Origin of the sequence: Streptomyces sp. NPDC048257 (genome assembly GCF_043201855.1) — a bacterium.
In the GTDB taxonomy this organism is placed as follows: Bacteria; Actinomycetota; Actinomycetes; order Streptomycetales; family Streptomycetaceae; genus Streptomyces.
The window spans coordinates 388,238-404,819 of the sequence record NZ_JBICZI010000002.1; the positions used below are offsets into that span (position 1 = coordinate 388,238).

12 protein-coding genes, 1 tRNA gene and 2 pseudogenes are annotated in these 16,582 nt (G+C 74.3%); 7 read left to right on the plus strand and 8 right to left on the minus strand.

What is annotated here, in order from left to right:
* Positions 1-4 precede the first annotated feature (4 nt).
* Together ACGFZK_RS05760 and ACGFZK_RS05765 are read left to right on the plus strand one after the other, a co-directional pair.
* Positions 5-433, plus strand: coding sequence for a (2Fe-2S) ferredoxin domain-containing protein (locus tag ACGFZK_RS05760; protein WP_393847568.1), 429 nt, complete (start codon positions 5-7; stop codon positions 431-433).
* A gap of 236 nt (positions 434-669) precedes the next feature.
* Entirely contained in the window at positions 670-891 is a 222-nt protein-coding gene (locus ACGFZK_RS05765; protein ID WP_393847569.1) for a hypothetical protein, read from the plus strand.
* On the opposite strand, the gene fdhD is transcribed toward ACGFZK_RS05765, so the two are convergent.
* Complete coding sequence (gene fdhD / locus ACGFZK_RS05770) at positions 881-1,708, minus strand: formate dehydrogenase accessory sulfurtransferase FdhD (RefSeq protein ID WP_393847570.1); 828 nt, start codon at positions 1,706-1,708, stop codon at positions 881-883. The genes ACGFZK_RS05765 and fdhD overlap by 11 nt on opposite strands.
* Positions 1,709-1,913: 205 nt before the next feature.
* On the opposite strand from fdhD, the gene ACGFZK_RS05775 reads away from it, so the two are divergent.
* Positions 1,914-2,855, plus strand: a complete 942-nt coding sequence (locus ACGFZK_RS05775) for a beta-ketoacyl-ACP synthase III (RefSeq protein ID WP_393847571.1) — start codon at positions 1,914-1,916, stop codon at positions 2,853-2,855.
* Here the strand turns inward: ACGFZK_RS05775 and ACGFZK_RS05780 are convergent.
* Positions 2,839-3,393: a low temperature requirement protein A gene (locus tag ACGFZK_RS05780; protein ID WP_393847572.1), complete on the minus strand. Its 555-nt coding sequence runs from the start codon at positions 3,391-3,393 to the stop codon at positions 2,839-2,841. The two genes, ACGFZK_RS05775 and ACGFZK_RS05780, sit on opposite strands and share 17 nt — an antisense overlap.
* A gap of 25 nt (positions 3,394-3,418) precedes the next feature.
* Positions 3,419-4,012: pseudogene (locus ACGFZK_RS05785) on the minus strand (low temperature requirement protein A); the annotation flags it as partial.
* 31 nt (positions 4,013-4,043) lie between these two features.
* On the opposite strand from ACGFZK_RS05785, the gene ACGFZK_RS05790 reads away from it, so the two are divergent.
* Positions 4,044-4,128 (plus strand) — tRNA-Leu (locus ACGFZK_RS05790).
* A 363-nt stretch (positions 4,129-4,491) separates the two neighbouring features.
* Here ACGFZK_RS05790 and ACGFZK_RS05795 read toward each other — a convergent pair.
* A pseudogene (locus tag ACGFZK_RS05795) lies at positions 4,492-5,211 on the minus strand (IclR family transcriptional regulator); the annotation flags it as partial.
* 812 nt (positions 5,212-6,023) lie between these two features.
* A complete protein-coding gene (locus ACGFZK_RS05800; protein WP_393847573.1) occupies positions 6,024-6,608 on the minus strand; it encodes a sigma factor-like helix-turn-helix DNA-binding protein in 585 nt (194 codons plus the stop codon).
* 476 nt (positions 6,609-7,084) lie between these two features.
* Here ACGFZK_RS05800 and metG point away from each other — a divergent pair, with 476 nt between their 5' ends.
* From metG to ACGFZK_RS05815, 3 genes are all read left to right on the plus strand, one after another.
* The gene (gene metG, locus ACGFZK_RS05805) at positions 7,085-8,800 is read left to right on the plus strand and encodes a methionine--tRNA ligase (protein ID WP_393847574.1); all 1,716 of its coding nucleotides are present in this window, start codon (positions 7,085-7,087) and stop codon (positions 8,798-8,800) included.
* Positions 8,801-8,981: 181 nt separating this feature from the next.
* Complete coding sequence (locus tag ACGFZK_RS05810) at positions 8,982-10,205, plus strand: glycosyltransferase 87 family protein (RefSeq protein ID WP_393847575.1); 1,224 nt, start codon at positions 8,982-8,984, stop codon at positions 10,203-10,205.
* Between the two features lie 41 nt (positions 10,206-10,246).
* Positions 10,247-12,811 carry an MFS transporter gene (locus ACGFZK_RS05815; RefSeq protein ID WP_393847576.1) on the plus strand — a complete coding sequence of 855 codons (2,565 nt, stop codon included), beginning with the start codon at positions 10,247-10,249 and terminating at the stop codon, positions 12,809-12,811.
* A gap of 14 nt (positions 12,812-12,825) precedes the next feature.
* Here ACGFZK_RS05815 and ACGFZK_RS05820 read toward each other — a convergent pair whose 3' ends face one another.
* The 3 genes from ACGFZK_RS05820 to ACGFZK_RS05830 form a co-directional block, all read right to left on the minus strand.
* Complete coding sequence (locus tag ACGFZK_RS05820; RefSeq protein ID WP_393847577.1) at positions 12,826-13,482, minus strand: response regulator; 657 nt, start codon at positions 13,480-13,482, stop codon at positions 12,826-12,828.
* Entirely contained in the window at positions 13,470-14,717 is a 1,248-nt protein-coding gene (locus tag ACGFZK_RS05825) for a sensor histidine kinase (protein ID WP_393847869.1), read from the minus strand. The genes ACGFZK_RS05820 and ACGFZK_RS05825 overlap by 13 nt, the downstream gene beginning before the upstream one ends.
* 111 nt (positions 14,718-14,828) lie before the next feature.
* On the minus strand, positions 14,829-16,526 hold the full coding sequence (locus ACGFZK_RS05830) for a serine/threonine-protein kinase (protein ID WP_393847578.1): 1,698 nt from the start codon (positions 16,524-16,526) through the stop codon (positions 14,829-14,831).
* Positions 16,527-16,582 lie beyond the last annotated feature (56 nt).

Below are 16,582 nucleotides of genomic sequence, written 5' to 3' on the forward strand. Positions count from 1 at the left end.
GGCGGTGACCTGGATACGCCCGCTCGCCGCCCACGCCGAACGCCCCTGCACCCTGGTCGTCTGCCGCGGCTGCTGCTGCGGCGACCCGCGCAAGAACCCCGGCTCCGACCACGCCGGCCAACTCGCCCGGCTGCGCGAGGCCGCCGCCGCCTCCGGGGGCCGCCTGGCCGTCCGTACGAGCGACTGCCTCGGCCCGTGCGCCCAGGCCAACGTCATCGTGGTCCAGCCCACCACCGAGGCCCGCCGCCGCGGCGCCCGCGCGACCTGGTTCGGCTGGGCCCTGGACGACACCGCGACCGACGAGATCATCGCGTGGGCCGAGTCCGGCGGCCCGGGCAGCACCCCGCTCCCGCCCACCCTGGACCTCCACCGCATCGACCCCCCGACGCCGAAGCCGCCGACCTCCCCGCGCCGCTCACGCCGGAGCCGCTGACGTGCAGATGCCGGCCCGCGCGGTGCTCGTGGTGTTCGGCCTGCTCGTCGCGGCGGTCGCGTACGCGGCGTACGAGACCGCAGGGGGGGCGCCCCGACCCGCCCGCCCTGAGGGAGGCAGACGTCCTCGGCGTATGGGAGGGGAGCCAGGGCGCTCGGATCGAGTTCCTGCCCGAGGGCCGGGCGCGCCTGACCAACGCGCGGGCCTGGACGTGCCCGCCCGACCGGACGCCGGGTGTGCTGACCGCCGAGGGGAGCTGGACCCTGGACCGGCGCCCCGACGAGGCGCCGGGCGCCCTGGTGCTGTTCGCCGTCGACGGACTGCCGGCCAAGGGCTGCGCCGACTGGTTCGGGATCAGACCGTCCGGCGGAAGCGCGGAGGGCGGCTTCTCGTCCGGCGCGTTCGCCGGCCAGTGGGGCGGCGACGCCGAGCGGTACAGCCGCGCGGCTACAGGATGATCCGCTCCTCGCCCGCGTAGATGTTCATGTCCGGCCCCCGCAGGAAGCCGACCAGCGTCATCCCCGACTCCAGGGCCAGATCAACCGCCAGCGAGGACGGCGCCGAGACGGCCGCCAGCACCGGGATGCCCGCCATCACGGCCTTCTGCACGAGCTCGAAGGAGGCCCGGCCCGACACCAGCAGCACCGCGCCCGTCAGCGGGAGCCGGCCCGCCTGGTGGGCCCGGCCCACGATCTTGTCCACCGCGTTGTGCCGACCGACGTCCTCCCGCAGGTCGAGCAGCTCGCCCTGCGCCGTGAACAGCCCGGCCGCATGCAGTCCGCCCGTGCGGTCGAAGACCTTCTGGGCCGCGCGCAACCGGTCCGGGAGCTCGCACAGGACCTCCACGGGGACCCGTACCGGATCGGCGGCGATCCCCGGGAAACGGGTCGCCGTACGGACCGCGTCCAGGCTGGCCTTGCCGCACAGGCCGCAGGAAGAGGTGGTGTAGACGTTCCGCTCCAGCGTGATGTCCGGCACCGGCACCCCGGCGGCCAGCTGGACGTTCACCACGTTGTAGGTGTTCACCCCGTCCGCGGTCGCCCCCTCGCAGTAGGTGACGGCCTGCACGTCCGAGGCGGCGCCCAGCACCCCCTCGCTCACCAGGAAGCCCACCGCCAGGGCGAAGTCGTCGCCCGGCGTCCGCATCGTGATGGCCAGCGGTTTGCCGTTCAGGCGTATCTCCAGCGGCTCCTCGGCCACCAGTGTGTCCGGCCGGACGCCCGCCCCGCCGTTGCGGACCCGGACGACACGACGGCGCTCGGTGACCCGTCCCATGGTGATCAGTCCACCCCTTCTGTTCTCGCCGGTATCCGACGAGCTCATTGTCCCGGTTGTGCGTCCCGCGGAGCCCCCGGCAGGTGGATCCTCGGGAAGCTCCAAAATCCGGGGCCGGAATCCTGTCGGGTCACACGCACACGTACCCACCAGTAGCAGGCAAAGCTGGGTGATCCTGACTTCCGTACAAGGGGGGACCCCGCCCATGACCGGTTCACGCGTGGTGGCGCTAGGGCACTACCAGCCCGCGAAAGTGCTCACCAACGAGGACCTCGCGGCCATGGTCGACACCACCGACGAGTGGATCCGGTCCCGCGTCGGCATCCGCACGCGCCACATGGCGGGCCCGGACGAACCGGTGGACGAACTGGCCTACCAGGCGGCGGGCAAGGCGCTGGCCGGTGCCGGCCTGACCCCCGACGACATCGACCTGGTCCTGGTCGCCACGTCGACCGCGATCGACCGGTCGCCCAACATGGCCGCGCGCGTCGCCGCCAAGCTCGGCATGGGCGGCGGCCCGGCCGTGATGGACATCAACGTCGTCTGCTCGGGCTTCACCCACGCCCTGGCCACCGCCGACCACGCCATCCGGGCCGGCTCCGCCACCCGCGCCCTGGTCATCGGCGCCGACAAGATGACCGAGATCACCGACTGGAGCGACCGCACCACCTGCGTCCTCACCGGCGACGGCGCGGGCGCGGCCGTGGTCGAGGCCTGCGACGAGCCGGGCATCGGCCCGGTGCTGTGGGGCTCCGTCCCCGAGATGGGCAACGCGGTCCGCATCGAGGGCTCGCCGCCGGTCTTCGCCCAGGAGGGCCAGTCCGTCTACCGCTGGACCACCAGCCAGCTCCCGCCGCTCGCCCGCAAGGTCTGCGAGAAGGCCGGGATCACCCCCGAGGAACTGGCCGCGGTCGTGCTGCACCAGGCGAACCTGCGGATCATCGAGCCGCTCGCCGCCAAGATCGGCGCCGTCAACGCCGTCGTCGCCCGCGATGTCATCGAGTCCGGCAACACCTCGGCCGCCAGCATCCCGATGGCCCTGTCGAAGCTGGTCCAGCGCGGCGAGATCCCCTCCGGCGCCCCCGTCCTCCTCTTCGGCTTCGGCGGCAACCTCTCCTACGCGGGCCAGGTCATCCACTGCCCGTGACGCTCTTCGCAGCCGTTCCCCGCGCCGCCGCGGCGGGGGAGCGGCGGTCCTCGGCGGCCAGCGCGCCCACCAGGACGCACGCCAGGGCCACCCGCTGGCCGGCCCCCGCCGAGCCCGTACCCACCGGCACGGTGGCGAGCGCGAGCACGAGGGCCGCCGCGCGATAGCGGGCCGGCCCGCTGCCCAGCGCCGCACGGAAGGCCAGGTCCCCCGCCAGGTAGAGCGCGACCCCGCCCGCCAGCGCGACCGCCGGGCCGGTGTGCAGGTGCTCGCCCAGGTGCCCGATGGTCTTCTTCACACCCGCCGCGAAGACGGCGACGCCCAGGAGCACGGGCAGGAACGCGTAGTAGTACGCGGCCATAGCCGGCTGGAAACGCCGCTCCGGCGGGGTCTGCGCGAAGACCTCCTCGGCCCGGCCCTCGTCGCGCACGAAGTACATCCACCACATCGCGGACGCGATCGTCAGGGCCAGCAAGGCGCCGCCCGCGATACCGAGGGACAGCGGCAGCGCACCCGCCCCGATGCCGATCGCGATCACGGACTCTCCGAACGATGATCAGCAGCAGGCCGTGCTGCTCCACCGGGTGCGCCGCGTTCATCCCGCCGAGCCGGTCACCGACCGTCTGCCCGGGCGCCCCGGCCTGCGCGGACTCGGCCTGCGCGGACTCGGCCTGCGCGGACTCGGGCGCCCCGGGCCCGGCCGTCCCGCTCGCCGCGACCCGCTGCACGACCGCCGGTGTCACGAACTGCAGCAGCAGCGCCAGCATCCACAGCCCCCAGGACGGCAGACCGTCGAAGAACCCGGCGGCCGTCACCGACAGCGCGCACAGGACGTTGGGCAGCGCGAACCACAGCACCCCGCGCCCGTGCGCCTGCGTGAACAGCGCGCTGTGGACCAGGACGACCAGCAGGTACCCGAGGCCGAAGGCGACGCCGCCGGCCCCGAAGGCGGTGGGCACGGCCAGTGCGCACACCATGAACGCCCCCACCGACCGCCCGTCACCCCCGATGTCCAGCCGGTATCGGCATCCAGCGGCGAGACGGTCCGTCTCGCGGTGGTCGCGGGGTGTATGCGTGCAGGTCAGCCCGGCGTGGCGGACGATCACCGCCCGGATATGTGGTCGGAACCCCGCCGATCCTTTGCTATTGTTGTCCATGTCGCCGCGGGAAACCGGGGCCGATCACCTGGTCCGGGTGGCGGAATGGCAGACGCGCTAGCTTGAGGTGCTAGTGCCCTTTATCGGGCGTGGGGGTTCAAGTCCCCCCTCGGACACAACAAGCAGGAGCCCCACACATCGTGTGGGGCTCTTCGCGTTTCCCGGCTCGCTCACGGCCCCAGGACCACCAGGCCCGTCGGGGTGGTCAGGCTGCCCGGGGTGACCGCGGTGAAGGTGTGCGGCAGCGACAGACGGGGCTGGCCGGTGTCCGGGGCGGCGTCGAAAAGGTACGCCGCCGCAGCCGTGGTGTCGCTGACCAGGTGCGGGCCACCCGCGGCCGCCGTGCCTCCGGTGAGCGGGGTACGGAAGAGGCGCCGCAGGTGGCGCAGGGTCTCCGGGGTGACCGGGGCCCGCATCGGGTGGGGCCCGGCGGCCGGCACCTCCACCACGGCCGGGGCGTCCGGCGGGATCGCGCCCGTCAGGAGCAGCGCGAGGAGCACCGGAACGGCCTTGCGGCGCAGGGCCTCGGTGGCCGCGCCCAGCCGGTGTGCGTGGGTCGCGGGCAGGGAGAGCGCGAGGCTCCCGACGGCGCCCCCGGTGGCGATCGGGACCGCCGAGCAGACGACCCCGGGGGAGTACTCGCGCAGGTCGAAGACGGGCGCCCCCGGCGCCACCGCGTCCAGGGCGCTGAACAGGACCCGGCTGTCGGTGATGGTCCGCGGGGTGAGCCGCGCGGGCCGGTGCCGGGCCACGTGGTCGGCGCGGCGGTCGTGGTCGAGCTGGGTCAGCAGGCACTTGCCGACCGCGCTGGCGTGTGCGGCGGCCCGGAAGTCCACCCACTCCCGCACCGGCGGGGTCGCGGGCCCGTCCGCCATCTGCGTGATCCGTACCTCGCCCTCGGCGTACCGGCCGAGGTACACCGCGGCGCCCGCACTGTCCCGGGCCAGCGCCAGGGTGCGCTGGAGCTGCCCGGCCAGGCCGTACCCGCCGGGGGCGGCGAGCCGTTCCAGGGCCGGGCCGAGCCCGTACACCCCGAGGGCCGGGCGGACCGCGTACTGCTCCTCGCACAGCATCGCCAGCAGGGGCCGCAGTTCCCCCTCGGCGAGGCCGGACTCCCGGGCGAGCCGGGCGGCCCGCACCCCGAGCGGATGCTGTTCCAGGACGCGTACGACGGCCAGCGCGCGGCGCGCCTCCGCCAGTGCCCGGCTCGTCCCGGCCCGGCCGGCGGTCCCCCGGGCGGCCGCCGTCAGCGCGGGGTGGCGCAGCGGTCCGGCGGCCGCCCGGAACGCGGCCACCGGCGGCGCCACCGAGGCCGACACGGTGACGGGCGGTGGCAGGAACGCGGCCAGCACCCCGGACAGCCCGGGCCTCGGCAGCGGCACCGGGCCCAGGTCGGGATCCTCGAACTGGTCGACGTAGCGCAGGACGGCCGCCTGTGCGCACAGCCGGACCTCCCGCAGGTCCCGCCTGCCGCCCGGCCGGAAGCCGCGCCGGCCCAGCTCGCGCGCCCAGTGCCGGGCGTCGTGGTGTTCACCGCGCCGGGAGTGGTCGAGGAAGAGGCAGTACGCGGCCGCGGAGGTGCGCGGGCTCCCGGATCCGGCGGCGAACTGCCACCAGAAGCGGGCGCCTTCGCGCAGCCCGGCCAGGTGCAGCAGACAGCCGAAGACGACGGCCCCGGCCAGGTCGGTGTGACCGTCGGCGAGGAAGGAGTCGAGGTGCGCCCCGGCCTTGGGCGCGCACGCGGAGGCCAGGCACACGGCCTTGAGGTCGCGTCGGGCCCGCTCGGCGTCGAGCGGGCAGTCCCGGGCGGGGTCGCTCCAGCCGTGCACCGACCGCCGCCGGGCGCGGTGTCCGGAGCCGGGGGTGTGCGGTGTGGCGCGCAGCAGCCGGGCCTCGGCGGCGCCGAGGTCGTAGTGCCGGTAGCGGTCGCGGACGCCCGCCCGGGCGAGGAGCTCGGCGAGGGAGCGGGAGATCCCGTCGCCCTCCTGCCGCTGCTGCCGGTCGTAGTGCCTCATGATTCGGCTGATTCGGCTGATTCGGCTGATTCGGGGGATGCGGTCGACCCGGGTGGTACGGCGGAGGCGTCGAGCATGCGGGCGAGCCGCCGGTGGGCCTGTCCGAGGTAGGAGCGGACCGTGGCCTCGTCGACGCCCATCACGGCGGCGGCCTCACCGGGAGTGCACTGGAGCCCGTACCGCAGGAGCACGGCGTCACGTTGCCGCTCGGCGAGCCGGGAGACGGCGGAGTAGAAGCGGATGGTGTCGGTCAGCACCTCGTACCGGTCGGCGTGGGCCTCCTTGAGGGCGGCCTCGAAGGCGCTGATGTCCATCGGTTCGGGCGGCGGCTGCCACGGGTCGCTCCGGCGCTGCCGCTCGACCAGGCAGTGCTTGAGGACCGTCCACGCGTAGGCGTCCAGACGGTCCATGTGGAGCATCCGCAGCCACTCACCCATGATCGAGTCGAACGCGGCGTCCACCGCCTCCTCCGCCGCCCCGTCGGAGCCCAGCTGCAGATACGCGAAGCGCATGTACGCGGGCCGCCGATTGGCGTGGAAGGCCCAGTACGACAGGCGCGCCGTCGGATCCCACTGGCTCATGGGAGTCGGCCGCCGGCGCCGGCTCGGTAGTCCCACGGCCCCACCGGACTCCTCCGGTCCGCCATCGTTCACCGCTCCACCTCATCCCCTGTGCGCTGAACAGGAAAGCAGCGCGGGCGCACTCGGAGGGCGCAGAGAAGAAAGCTGGAAGCAATACGTCGCGGATGATCGACCTGTGATCGATCTCGATCACGCGCGGCTCCAGCCAGCACGTATGCATATGCCCCCTGCCGGTGCCGCCGCCGGTGCACCGCCCGTGCCGCCGGCGCCCGGACACGGTCCGGCGCTGCGCCGTCCGGCTGTAGCATGAGCCTGATCGCGAGGGCCGTGACGGAGAGGTCACTGCCCTCGCTTTTGCGTTACGTCCACCCATGAACAAATGCGGCGCGTGGCCTTTCGGCGGTTCGATACGATGAACCGCATTCACAATCCGTCACGTCACGTTGCACCGCACAGAGGAAATGGAGCATCCGAGGATGGCTCGACACCTGATCACCAGCGCGCTTCCCTACATCAACGGGATCAAGCACCTGGGCAACATGGTCGGGTCGATGCTTCCGGCGGATGTGTACTCCCGGTACCTCCGCCAGCGCGGCCACGACGTCCTCTACATCTGCGCCACCGACGAGCACGGCACCCCCGCCGAACTCGCCGCCAAGGAGGCCGGCATCTCGGTCGCCGAGTTCTGCGCGCAGGCCCACGACGCCCAGAAGGCGGTCTACGACGGCTTCGAGCTGTCCTTCGACTACTTCGGCCGCAGCTCCTCCGCGCAGAACCGCGAGATCACCCAGCACTTCGCGCGCAAGCTGCAGGAGAACGGGTTCATCGAGGAGCGCGCGATCCGGCAGGTGTACTCGCCGGTCGACGGCCGCTTCCTGCCGGACCGTTACGTCGAGGGCACCTGTCCGCACTGCGGCTACGACAAGGCCCGCGGCGACCAGTGCGAGAACTGCACCCGCGTCCTGGACCCCACGGACCTGATCGAGCCCCGCTCGGCCATCTCCGGCTCCACCGAGCTGGAGGTCCGCGAGACCAAGCACCTCTTCCTCCTGCAGTCCAAGCTCCAGCACGAGGTCGAGGCCTGGGTCGCCGAGCACGAGGAGGAGTGGCCGCAGCTCGCCTCCTCCATCGCCCGCAAGTGGCTGACCGAGGGCCTGCACGACCGCGCCATCACCCGTGACCTCGACTGGGGTGTCCCGGTCCCGGCCGACACCTGGCCCGAGCTGGCCGCCGAGGGCAAGGTCTTCTACGTCTGGTTCGACGCCCCGATCGAGTACATCGGCGCCACCAAGGAGTGGTCGGACCTGGACCCGGCGAACCGCGACTACACGTCGTGGTGGTACGAGGCCGAGGACGTCCGCTACACCCAGTTCATGGCCAAGGACAACGTCCCGTTCCACACGGTGATGTTCCCCGCCACCGAACTGGCCACCCGCGAGCCGTGGAAGAAGGTCGACTACGTCAAGGCCTTCAACTGGCTGACGTACTACGGCGGCAAGTTCTCCACCTCGCAGAAGCGCGGCGTCTTCACCGACCAGGCGCTGGAGATCCTCCCGGCCGACTTCTGGCGCTACTTCCTCATCGCCAACGCGCCCGAGTCCGACGACTCGTCCTTCACGTGGGAGCACTTCCAGGCCACGGTCAACAAGGACCTCGGCGGCACCCTCGGCAACTTCGTCAACCGCGTACTGACCTTCTCCCGCAAGCGCTTCGGCGACGAGGTCCCCGCGGGCAGCGCCGCCGGAGAGGCCGAGGCCAAGCTGGGTGAGCAGATCGCCGAGCTGCTCGCCGAGTACGAGGGCCACATGGACTCCCTCCAGTACCGCAAGGCCGCGGCCGCGCTGCGCGCCCTGTGGTCGGCCGGAAACGCGTACCTCGACGAGAAGGCCCCCTGGACGGAGGTCAAGACCGACCTGGAGGGCGCGGCGCTCACCCTGCGCACCGCGATGAACCTCATCCACCTCTACTCGGTGGTCTCCGAGCCGTTCATCCCGGCCTCGGCGCGCGCCATGCGCTCCTCGTTCGCGCTCGCCGACGACACGATCGCGTGGGTCACCCCGGAGCAGGCCCGGTCCCTGGACGCGGTGCCGGCCGGCACCCCGTTCACCGTGCCGCCGGTGCTGTTCGCGCGGGTCACCGAGGAGGACCTGGAGTCCTACCGCGAGCGCTTCGGCGGCTCCCCGGAGGCCTGAGGCTCCCTCGGGCTCCGAATGACAACCGGGTGAGGGGCGCGACCTTTCGCAGGTCGCGCCCCTTCCGCGTGCTCGCGGCAGGGCGGGGGTGGGGGCGGGGGCAGGGGTAGGGGAAACCCCACCGTGGACCTTCGACCTGGCCGTGCAGACCCGGCCGGGGCCGCGCGGCTGGAATGGGCCCATGAGCCCTTCCCGTACCGCCCGGTGGACCACCGGCTGGCTGCTCGCCGCCGCGTGGGCGCTGTCCTTCCCGCTCCTCTCCACGCTGGAGCCGCACCGGCTGTGGGGCTGGTGCGCCGCCGCCGGTTACCTGGGGGCCGCCGGGGCCACCGTTCTCGGCCGCCGCCGCGCGGCGCTCGCCGCCGCCCTGCTGGGCGCCGTCGCCGTACCGCTGCTGTGGCTGGTCCTGACCGGCCAGGGGCAGTCGGAGGTGACGGTCATCGAACGGTCCGGACGGCTCCTGCTGGAGTCCGGACGGCTCTACGTCGACGGGCCCGAGCGCGTCGAGGAGTACACCCCGTACCTGCCGGGCATGGCGCTGCTCGGTGTCCCGCGGGCGCTGCTCGGGGGCGACGGCGGCGGGGACGGCTGGGCGGTGCGGCTGCTGGGAGACGCCCGCATCTGGTGCGCTGCGGCCCTGTTCGGCTGTCTGTGGGCGGCCCGGCGGCTGATCGGCGCCGGACCGGGCCGGCTGCTGCCCGCCCTGGTGGCCTCGCCGGTGGTGGCCCTGCCCCTGGTGGTGAGCGGGGTGGACCTGCCGCTGGCCGGTCTCTGCTGCCTGGCGCTGGCGGCCGCCGCCGGCGGGCGGCCGGCCCTGGCCGGGGCCGCGCTCGCCGGGGCGTGCGCGCTGAAGTGGACGGCGCTCCCCGCGGTGGCAGTGGCCGTCGCCCTGCTCGCGGCCTGCCGGGGCGGCCGGCCGGCGGTGCGCTGCGCTCTGGTGACGGCCGGCGGCACGGCCCTGCTGGTGCTGCCCGGCGCGCTGCTCCAGCCGGCGGAGCTGTGGCGTCAGGTGTTCGCCTTCCCCACCGGGCGGGCGCAGGTGCCGACCCCGGCGAGCAGCCCGCTGCCCGGACGCCTGCTGGCCGAACTGGGACCCTGGGGCTGGTACCTGACGGTGGGCCTGCTGCTGGCGGGAGGCCTCGTAGTGGCCCTCTCCCTGCTCGCCCGGCCGCCGCGTACGGTGGTGGCCGCGGCCGACCGCCTGGCCCTCGGCCTCACCCTGGCCTTCCTGCTGGCCCCGGCGGGCCGGTTCGGCTATCTTGCGCTGCCGGTCCTGCTGTCGGTCTGGGCCCGCTCGGTGACGGTCCCGGGCCGCTCCCTCGTCGTGGCGGGCTCGTCCCGGCCCCGTCCGCGGGACGGGCGGCCGAGGTCACGAAACGAGCGGTCGGGAGGGCATTTCCGCTGACCAGCCCCCGCCCATTGGATAGCTGCACTATCCTTCCGTCCGTGGATCAGCTGATCGCCGGAGACCCGAGTCGCATAGGACCGTACCGCCTGATCGCCCGGCTGGGCGCGGGCGGCATGGGCCTCGTCTACCTGGGCCGTTCCGAGGGCGGACGTACCGTTGCCGTGAAGGTGGTCCAGGCGGAGTTCGCCGGAAACCCCGAATTCCGCAGGAGGTTCGCCCGCGAGGTGGCCGCCGCGCGGCGGGTGGGCGGCAGCTGGACGGCCGCGGTGCTCGACGCCGACACCGATGCCGCAGTGCCCTGGGTGGCGACCCAGTACATCCCGGGGCCCGACCTGCAGACCGTGGTCGCCCGGCACTTCGGTCCGCTGCCGGAGGACTCGGTACGGACCCTCGCCAACCGGCTCGCCCTCGCCCTGCGGGCCGTGCACGAGGCGGGCCTGATCCACCGCGACCTGAAGCCGTCCAACGTGCTCGTCACCGTGGACGGGCCCCGCGTCATCGACTTCGGCATCGCGCGGGCGATGGACAGCCTGTCCGGGGACAGCCTGCACACCCGTACCGGCATGCTGATCGGCTCGCCGGGGTTCATGTCTCCGGAGCAGGTCCGCGGGCTTGAACTGACCCCCGCCAGCGATGTCTTCTGCCTCGGCGCGATCCTGGTGTACGCCGCCACCGGGCGCATGCTGTTCGGCGCCACGGAGACCGGCCTAAACGCCCACCTCTTCCGGATCGCCGAGGAGGAGGCGGACCTGACCGGCGTACCGGAGTCGCTGGTCGACCTCGTGGGGGCGTGCCTGCACAAGGACCCGGCCCGGCGGCCCACCCCCGAGGAGGTGGCGGCGCGTACGGCGGCCGACGCCTCCGGGGAATGGCTCCCGGGCAGGGTGCTGGCCCAGCTGGGCCGCCATGCGGCGCAGCTGCTGGACTACGCTCCGGCGTCACCGGCCGGCGCCGGAGTCGAAGCCGGAGCGGGAGTTGGAGCCGGATCCGCAGCCGGCATCGGCATCGGCGGCGGCGCCCCCGCCGAGACGCCGGACCCCCGCCCGGTGCCGGCGCAGTCCCGGCAGGACGCCTCCCCGTACGGGACGCCGCCCCCGCCGCCCGCGTACGCCCCCACGGCCCCCGGCCACTTCGGCCCCGCGTACGGCTTCGGCCCGCCCCCGGTCCCCGTCCCCGACGACCCGTCCGTCCCCGCGCCCCCGCACCCCAGGCGGTGGTGGGGCCTCGCGGTCCTCGCCCTGACCCAACTGCTGGTGCTGGTCGAAGCGGCGCAGTTCAACCTGCTGGGGCCGCAGGTCCATGCCGAACTCGGCGTCAGCGCCGAGGGCCTGGGCCCGGTCTTCAGCGCCTACCCCGTCGCCCTCGGCGGACTGCTGCTGCTCGGCGGGCACCTCGCCGACCTGCTCGGGGCCCGGCGGATGCTGGTGGCCGGCCTGATCGGTTTCGCGGCGGCCGCCGTGCTCGGCGGCGCGGCCGGCGGCGCCACGCTGCTGATCACCTCCCGTGCCCTGCAGGGCGGCTTCGCCGCCCTGCTCGTCCCGGCCGCGCTGTCCCTGGTGGCCACCGGATTCACCGACCCGCGGGAACGCAGCCGGGCCTTCGGGATCTACGGGGCGGTCGTCGCGGGCGGCAGCGCGCTGGGCGTGTTCACGGGCGGCTGGCTCGCCGAGTCCCTGACGTGGCGCTGGGCCCTGTGGTCGGTCGTTCCGCTCGCCGTGCTCGCCCTGATCGGCGCGCTCACCCTGCTGCCCGGCCGCCCGGGCCGCGCCGGCGCCCGGTTCGACGGACTCGGCGTGCTCCTCGGCTCGGTGGGATCCGCCGCCCTGACCTACGGCCTCGCCGAGGCCGAGACGGCCGGCTGGGCCGTCGCCCTGAGCCTGTTGCCGATCGTCGTCGGCATCGCGCTGCTCGCCGCCTTCCTGTGGTGGCAGACCAGAACGTCCGGACCGCTGCTCCCGGCGTACGTCCTCGCCGACCGGAGCCGCCTCGCCTCCCTCGTGGCCGTCCTCTTCACCGGCGTCGCCCTGGTCGCCCTCCTCCCGGCCCTGGGCTTCTTCGCCCAGCAGGTCCGCGGCGAGGGCCCGGCCGCGTCCGGGACGGCCCACCTGCCCCTCGTCGCCGCGGCCCTCGTGGCCGCCACCCAGGTCTCGGCCCGCCTGCTGCCCCGTCTCGCCCCGCGCGTCCTGATCCTGCCGGGCCTGGTGGCCACGGCCCTCGGGCTGGCCCTGCTGGCCGGTTTGGGGGGCGGGGCCACCTACGCGACCGGAGTGCTGCCCGGCATGCTGCTCACCGGCGCCGGCCTGGGCCTGGCCCTCGCCCCGCTGTACGCCACCGCGACCGCCGGGGTGGCCCCGCAGCACGCCGGCGGGGCCTCGGCGGCGCTCGGCGCGGCCCACCACCTGGGGCAGTCGATCGGCGGCGCCGTGCTCGGCACCGTCCTGGTGAGCCGGCTGGGCGAGGTCTCGGAGGAGACCGACACGTTCGCCCGGCTGCTGGACGGCTACTCCACCACCCTGTGGTGCGCGGTCGTCGGCCTCCTGCTGGTGGCCCTGCCGGCCGCCGTGCTCATCACGTCCAGGGCCTCACAGCGGGATACGGCCTGATCGGCAAGACACCCCTAGTTCTGCTGGCCGGCCAGGTGGGCCAGGACCGCCAGGACCCGGCGGTTGCCTTCGGTGGCGTCCAGGCCGAGCTTCATGAAGATGCTGGAGGCGTGCTTGACGACGGCGGCCTCGGTGATGAACAGCCGGGCCGCCAGGGCCTGGTTGTTCAGGCCCGAGGCCATCAGGGTCAGCACCTCCCGTTCGCGCGGGGTCAGCCGGGCCAGCGGCCGTTCCTCGGACTGCCGGCTGAGCAGGACTCGTACCACCTCCGGGTCGATGACCGTCCGGCCGGCGGCGACCTGCTGGAGGGCGTCGAGGAAATCGGCCACCTCACCGACCCGGTCCTTGAGGAGATAGCCCAGCCCGGCTGCCGAGGCGCCGGTGAGGAGCTGGGTCGCGTATGCCGTGGCCACGTACTGCGAGAGCACGAGCACGGGCAACGAGGCGTCCCGGGAGCGGAGTTCCAGCGCGGCCCGCAGGCCCTCGTCGCGGAAGTCCGGCGGCATCCGCACATCGGTGACGACCGCGTCCGGCCGCTGCGCCTCCACCGCCCGTACGAGCTCCTCGGCGCTCCCGACGGCGGCGAGGACCTGGTGGCCGCCGCGGGTGAGGAGTTCCGTCAGGCCCGCGCGCAGCAGTACGGAGTCCTCGGCGAGGATCAGCCGGAGCACGGGACCTCCACCCGGAGTCGGGTCGGTCCGCCCACCGGACTGGACACCACCAGCCTGCCCTTCAACATCGCCACCCTGTCCGCGAGTCCGGCCAGGCCCGCGCCCGCGCCGGGATCGGCGCCGCCGCGGCCGTCGTCGGTGACGGTGAGAGTGAGCCGGTCACCCACGACCTTACCCACGACGGCGACGCGCGAGGCGCCGCTGTGCTTGGCCGCGTTGGCCAGCGCCTCGGTGACGGTGAAGTACGCGGTGATCTCCACGGGTTCGGGCAGCCGGGGCACGTCGAGGTCCACGGTCACCGGTACGGGATGGCGCAGGGCCACCTCGGCCACGGCCGCCGCGAGCCCGTGGTCGGTGAGGACCTGAGGATGGATCCCCCTTACCAGGTCGCGCAGTTGCTCCAGTGCGACCCTGGCCTCGCCGCGGCCCCGGGTCACCAGGGCGGCGGCCCCGGCGGCCTGCGGGATCCCGCGCAGTTCCAGCTCGGCGAGACCGAGGGTCATGCTGAGGGCGACCAGCTGCTGCTGCGCCCCGTCGTGCAAGTCCCGCTCGATGCGGCGCCGTTCGGCCTCGAAGGCGTCCACGAGGCGGACCCGGGAGCGGGTGAGCTCCAGGATCCGGTCGGCCTCCACGCGCGGCCCGAGCAGCAGGCGGGCGGTCTTCACCTGGGCCCCGGCGACCAGGGCGCCCGCGTACGCCGCCACCACCATCCCGGCCAGTCCGACGGCCGTGCCGCCGAGGGCCTCCAGCGGCCCGGAGACCGGCCGGCCGGGGATCAGCATCACCTGGTCCGGGGCGATGGCCCAGACGATCGCCGGGGTCGCGACGAGGATCAGGGCGAAGGCCAGCAGGGTGACCACGGCGAGCCCGGCCGCCCCGAAGACCGGACCGAGCAGGGCGGCGTACGCGAACTCCCGCCAGGTGGCCCGCTCCCGCAGCCGGGTCCGCAGCCAGGCCGCGGCCCCGGCCCCGGCGAGGGAGGTGTGCGGACCGGGCACGGCCACGGGCTCCACCCACCGCAGCCGCCACCGCTCCAGCGCCCCCAGCGGCACCCCGGCGACGACGGCGCCGAGCAGGAGCAGCAGTCCGACCCCGGCCAGCGCCAGCGCCACCCCGAACCCGAGCAGGAGCACGAGGACGGCCAGTACGGGATAGCCGATGAGGAACCCGCTGCCCAGGTACGCCCAGCACCGCCAGGGCCGCCACGAGCCGAGGAACCGTAGCGGGCGGCGCATCGCCTCGAGGACGGCGACCGGCGGCCGGTCGGCCGGCTCGGGCAGGGGTACGGGTACGGATATGGAGTCGGGCACGTTTCCCCAGCCTAGGGTGTGTCAGCGTGAGGTGTGTCAGCCGCCGGTGCGTTCGAAGGTCCGCACCGCGGTGTCGAAGTAGCCCCGGGCCTCCTCGCTCCGGCGGACCGGCGACGACACCCAGACGTCGTAGAGGCGGCCGCCCTCCTCCCAGCACAGGTCGCGGGTGTGCCGGGGGCCCTCGGCCGGCGAGAAGCCGTCCCAGGTGAACAGCCAGAGGGCGGCCGAGTGGCTGCTGCGGGTGGTGGTCACGACCTCGGCGTCACGGTAACCGGGGTTGCTGGACGGGCCGTTGGCGTGGGCGCGCTGATGGACGGCGAGCGGTCCGCCCGACTCGGGCTCCGCCACCTTGATGCCGATGCGGAAGGTCTCACCGGGCGACATGTAGAAGATCCGCGGACCCTCCACCTTGCGGGTGAAGCCGAGGGGGACGGCGAGCGAGAAGCCCTCGGGGTCCCTGACGACGCGGTAGCCGGCGGGGGCGGGCTTGTCGTCGGACGAGGGGGTGCCCGGTGCGGAGGTGGGGGCGGCCGTGGATGCGGGGGAGGGCGCGGCGCCGGCCGGGTCCGCGGGCGTGCCGGGGTGGCCGGCCGCTCCGCTGGTGGACGTCTGCCCGGCGCGTTCGTCGTTGTTCATGAGCAGCGCGGCGGACACGCCCGCCCCGGCGATCGCGGCCACCAGCAGACCGGCGATCAACGCCGCCCCCGGCCGCCGCCTCCCGGGCGCGGGTACGGGCCGGGGTGCGGCCACGGGCGCCGACACGGGTGTCGGCGGGGACGGGGACGCGGACGCGGGCACCGACGCGGAAGCGGGGGCGGGGCCGGCGTCGGCGGGCCCGGTCTCGCCGCGCTGCGCCGGGCTGTACTGCGTCAGGGTGTACTGCGCGGGGCCGGCCGGCGGCGCCGCCTCCGCGAAGGCCCGCAGCATCTGCTCGGCCCGCTCCGCGCCGAGCCGCACGGTGGGATCGCGCTCCAGCAGCCCCCGCACCACGGGCAGCAGCGGGCCGCACGCGTCGGGCGGCCGGATCTCGTCGAAGACCACCGCGTGCAGGATCCCGCCGAGCGAGTCCCGGCGGAAGGGCGAGGCCCCGCTGAGGGCCGCGCACAGCAGGGCGCCCAGTGACCACAGATCGGCCTCGGGCCCCGTCGGCGCCTGCCCCGACATCCTTTCGGGCGCGGTGTACTCGGGGGAACCGACGAAGGATCCGGTGGTGGTCAGCGTCGTCGCGCCCGACACCTGCGCGATGCCGAAGTCGGTGAGCACCGGCCGCCCGCCCGGCGTCTCCAGCAGCACGTTGGCCGGTTTGATGTCCCGGTGCAGCACACCGGCCGCGTGCGCCGTGCGCAGTGCGCCGATCAGCGCGATCCCGATCCGGGCCGCCTCGGCGACGTCCACCGGCCCGGTGCCGGAGAGCCGGTCGGCCAGCGAGCCGCCCTCGACCAGTTCCATGACGATGTACGGGAGTTCGCCGTCCTCGACGATGTCGTGCACCACGACGATGTGGGGGTGCTTGAGCTGCGCGGCCGCCCGTGCCTCGCGGAGCGTGCGCTCGCGCTGGTGCCGGGCCTCGTCCGCGGACAGCGCGGGGTCGAGCGCGACCTCCTTGACGGCGACGTTCCGGCCGAGCAACTGGTCGGTGGCGCGCCACACGATGCCCATGCCACCGCGTCCGAGTCTGGCGTCCAGCCGATAGCGCCCTGCGATCACGCGGGCGTTCGCCCCCTCGGTCCCCATGGCGCCATCATGCCGCATCCGGGATCCCCACCCGTTCGCGGCGTGTCGAAGCCGTG

What these genes read in the sequence shown, in the direction of transcription:
- fdhD (WP_393847570.1), bottom strand. Translation starts at nt 1,708, where the DNA reads ATGGGACGGGTCACCGAGCGCCGTCGTGTCGTCCGGGTCCGCAACGGC.
- ACGFZK_RS05775 (WP_393847571.1), top strand. Translation starts at nt 1,914, where the DNA reads ATGACCGGTTCACGCGTGGTGGCGCTAGGGCACTACCAGCCCGCGAAA.
- ACGFZK_RS05800 (WP_393847573.1), bottom strand. Translation starts at nt 6,608, where the DNA reads ATGAGCCAGTGGGATCCGACGGCGCGCCTGTCGTACTGGGCCTTCCAC.
- metG (WP_393847574.1), top strand. Translation starts at nt 7,085, where the DNA reads ATGGCTCGACACCTGATCACCAGCGCGCTTCCCTACATCAACGGGATC.
- ACGFZK_RS05810 (WP_393847575.1), top strand. Translation starts at nt 8,982, where the DNA reads ATGAGCCCTTCCCGTACCGCCCGGTGGACCACCGGCTGGCTGCTCGCC.
- ACGFZK_RS05825 (WP_393847869.1), bottom strand. Translation starts at nt 14,717, where the DNA reads ATGCGCCGCCCGCTACGGTTCCTCGGCTCGTGGCGGCCCTGGCGGTGC.
- ACGFZK_RS05830 (WP_393847578.1), bottom strand. Translation starts at nt 16,526, where the DNA reads ATGGGGACCGAGGGGGCGAACGCCCGCGTGATCGCAGGGCGCTATCGG.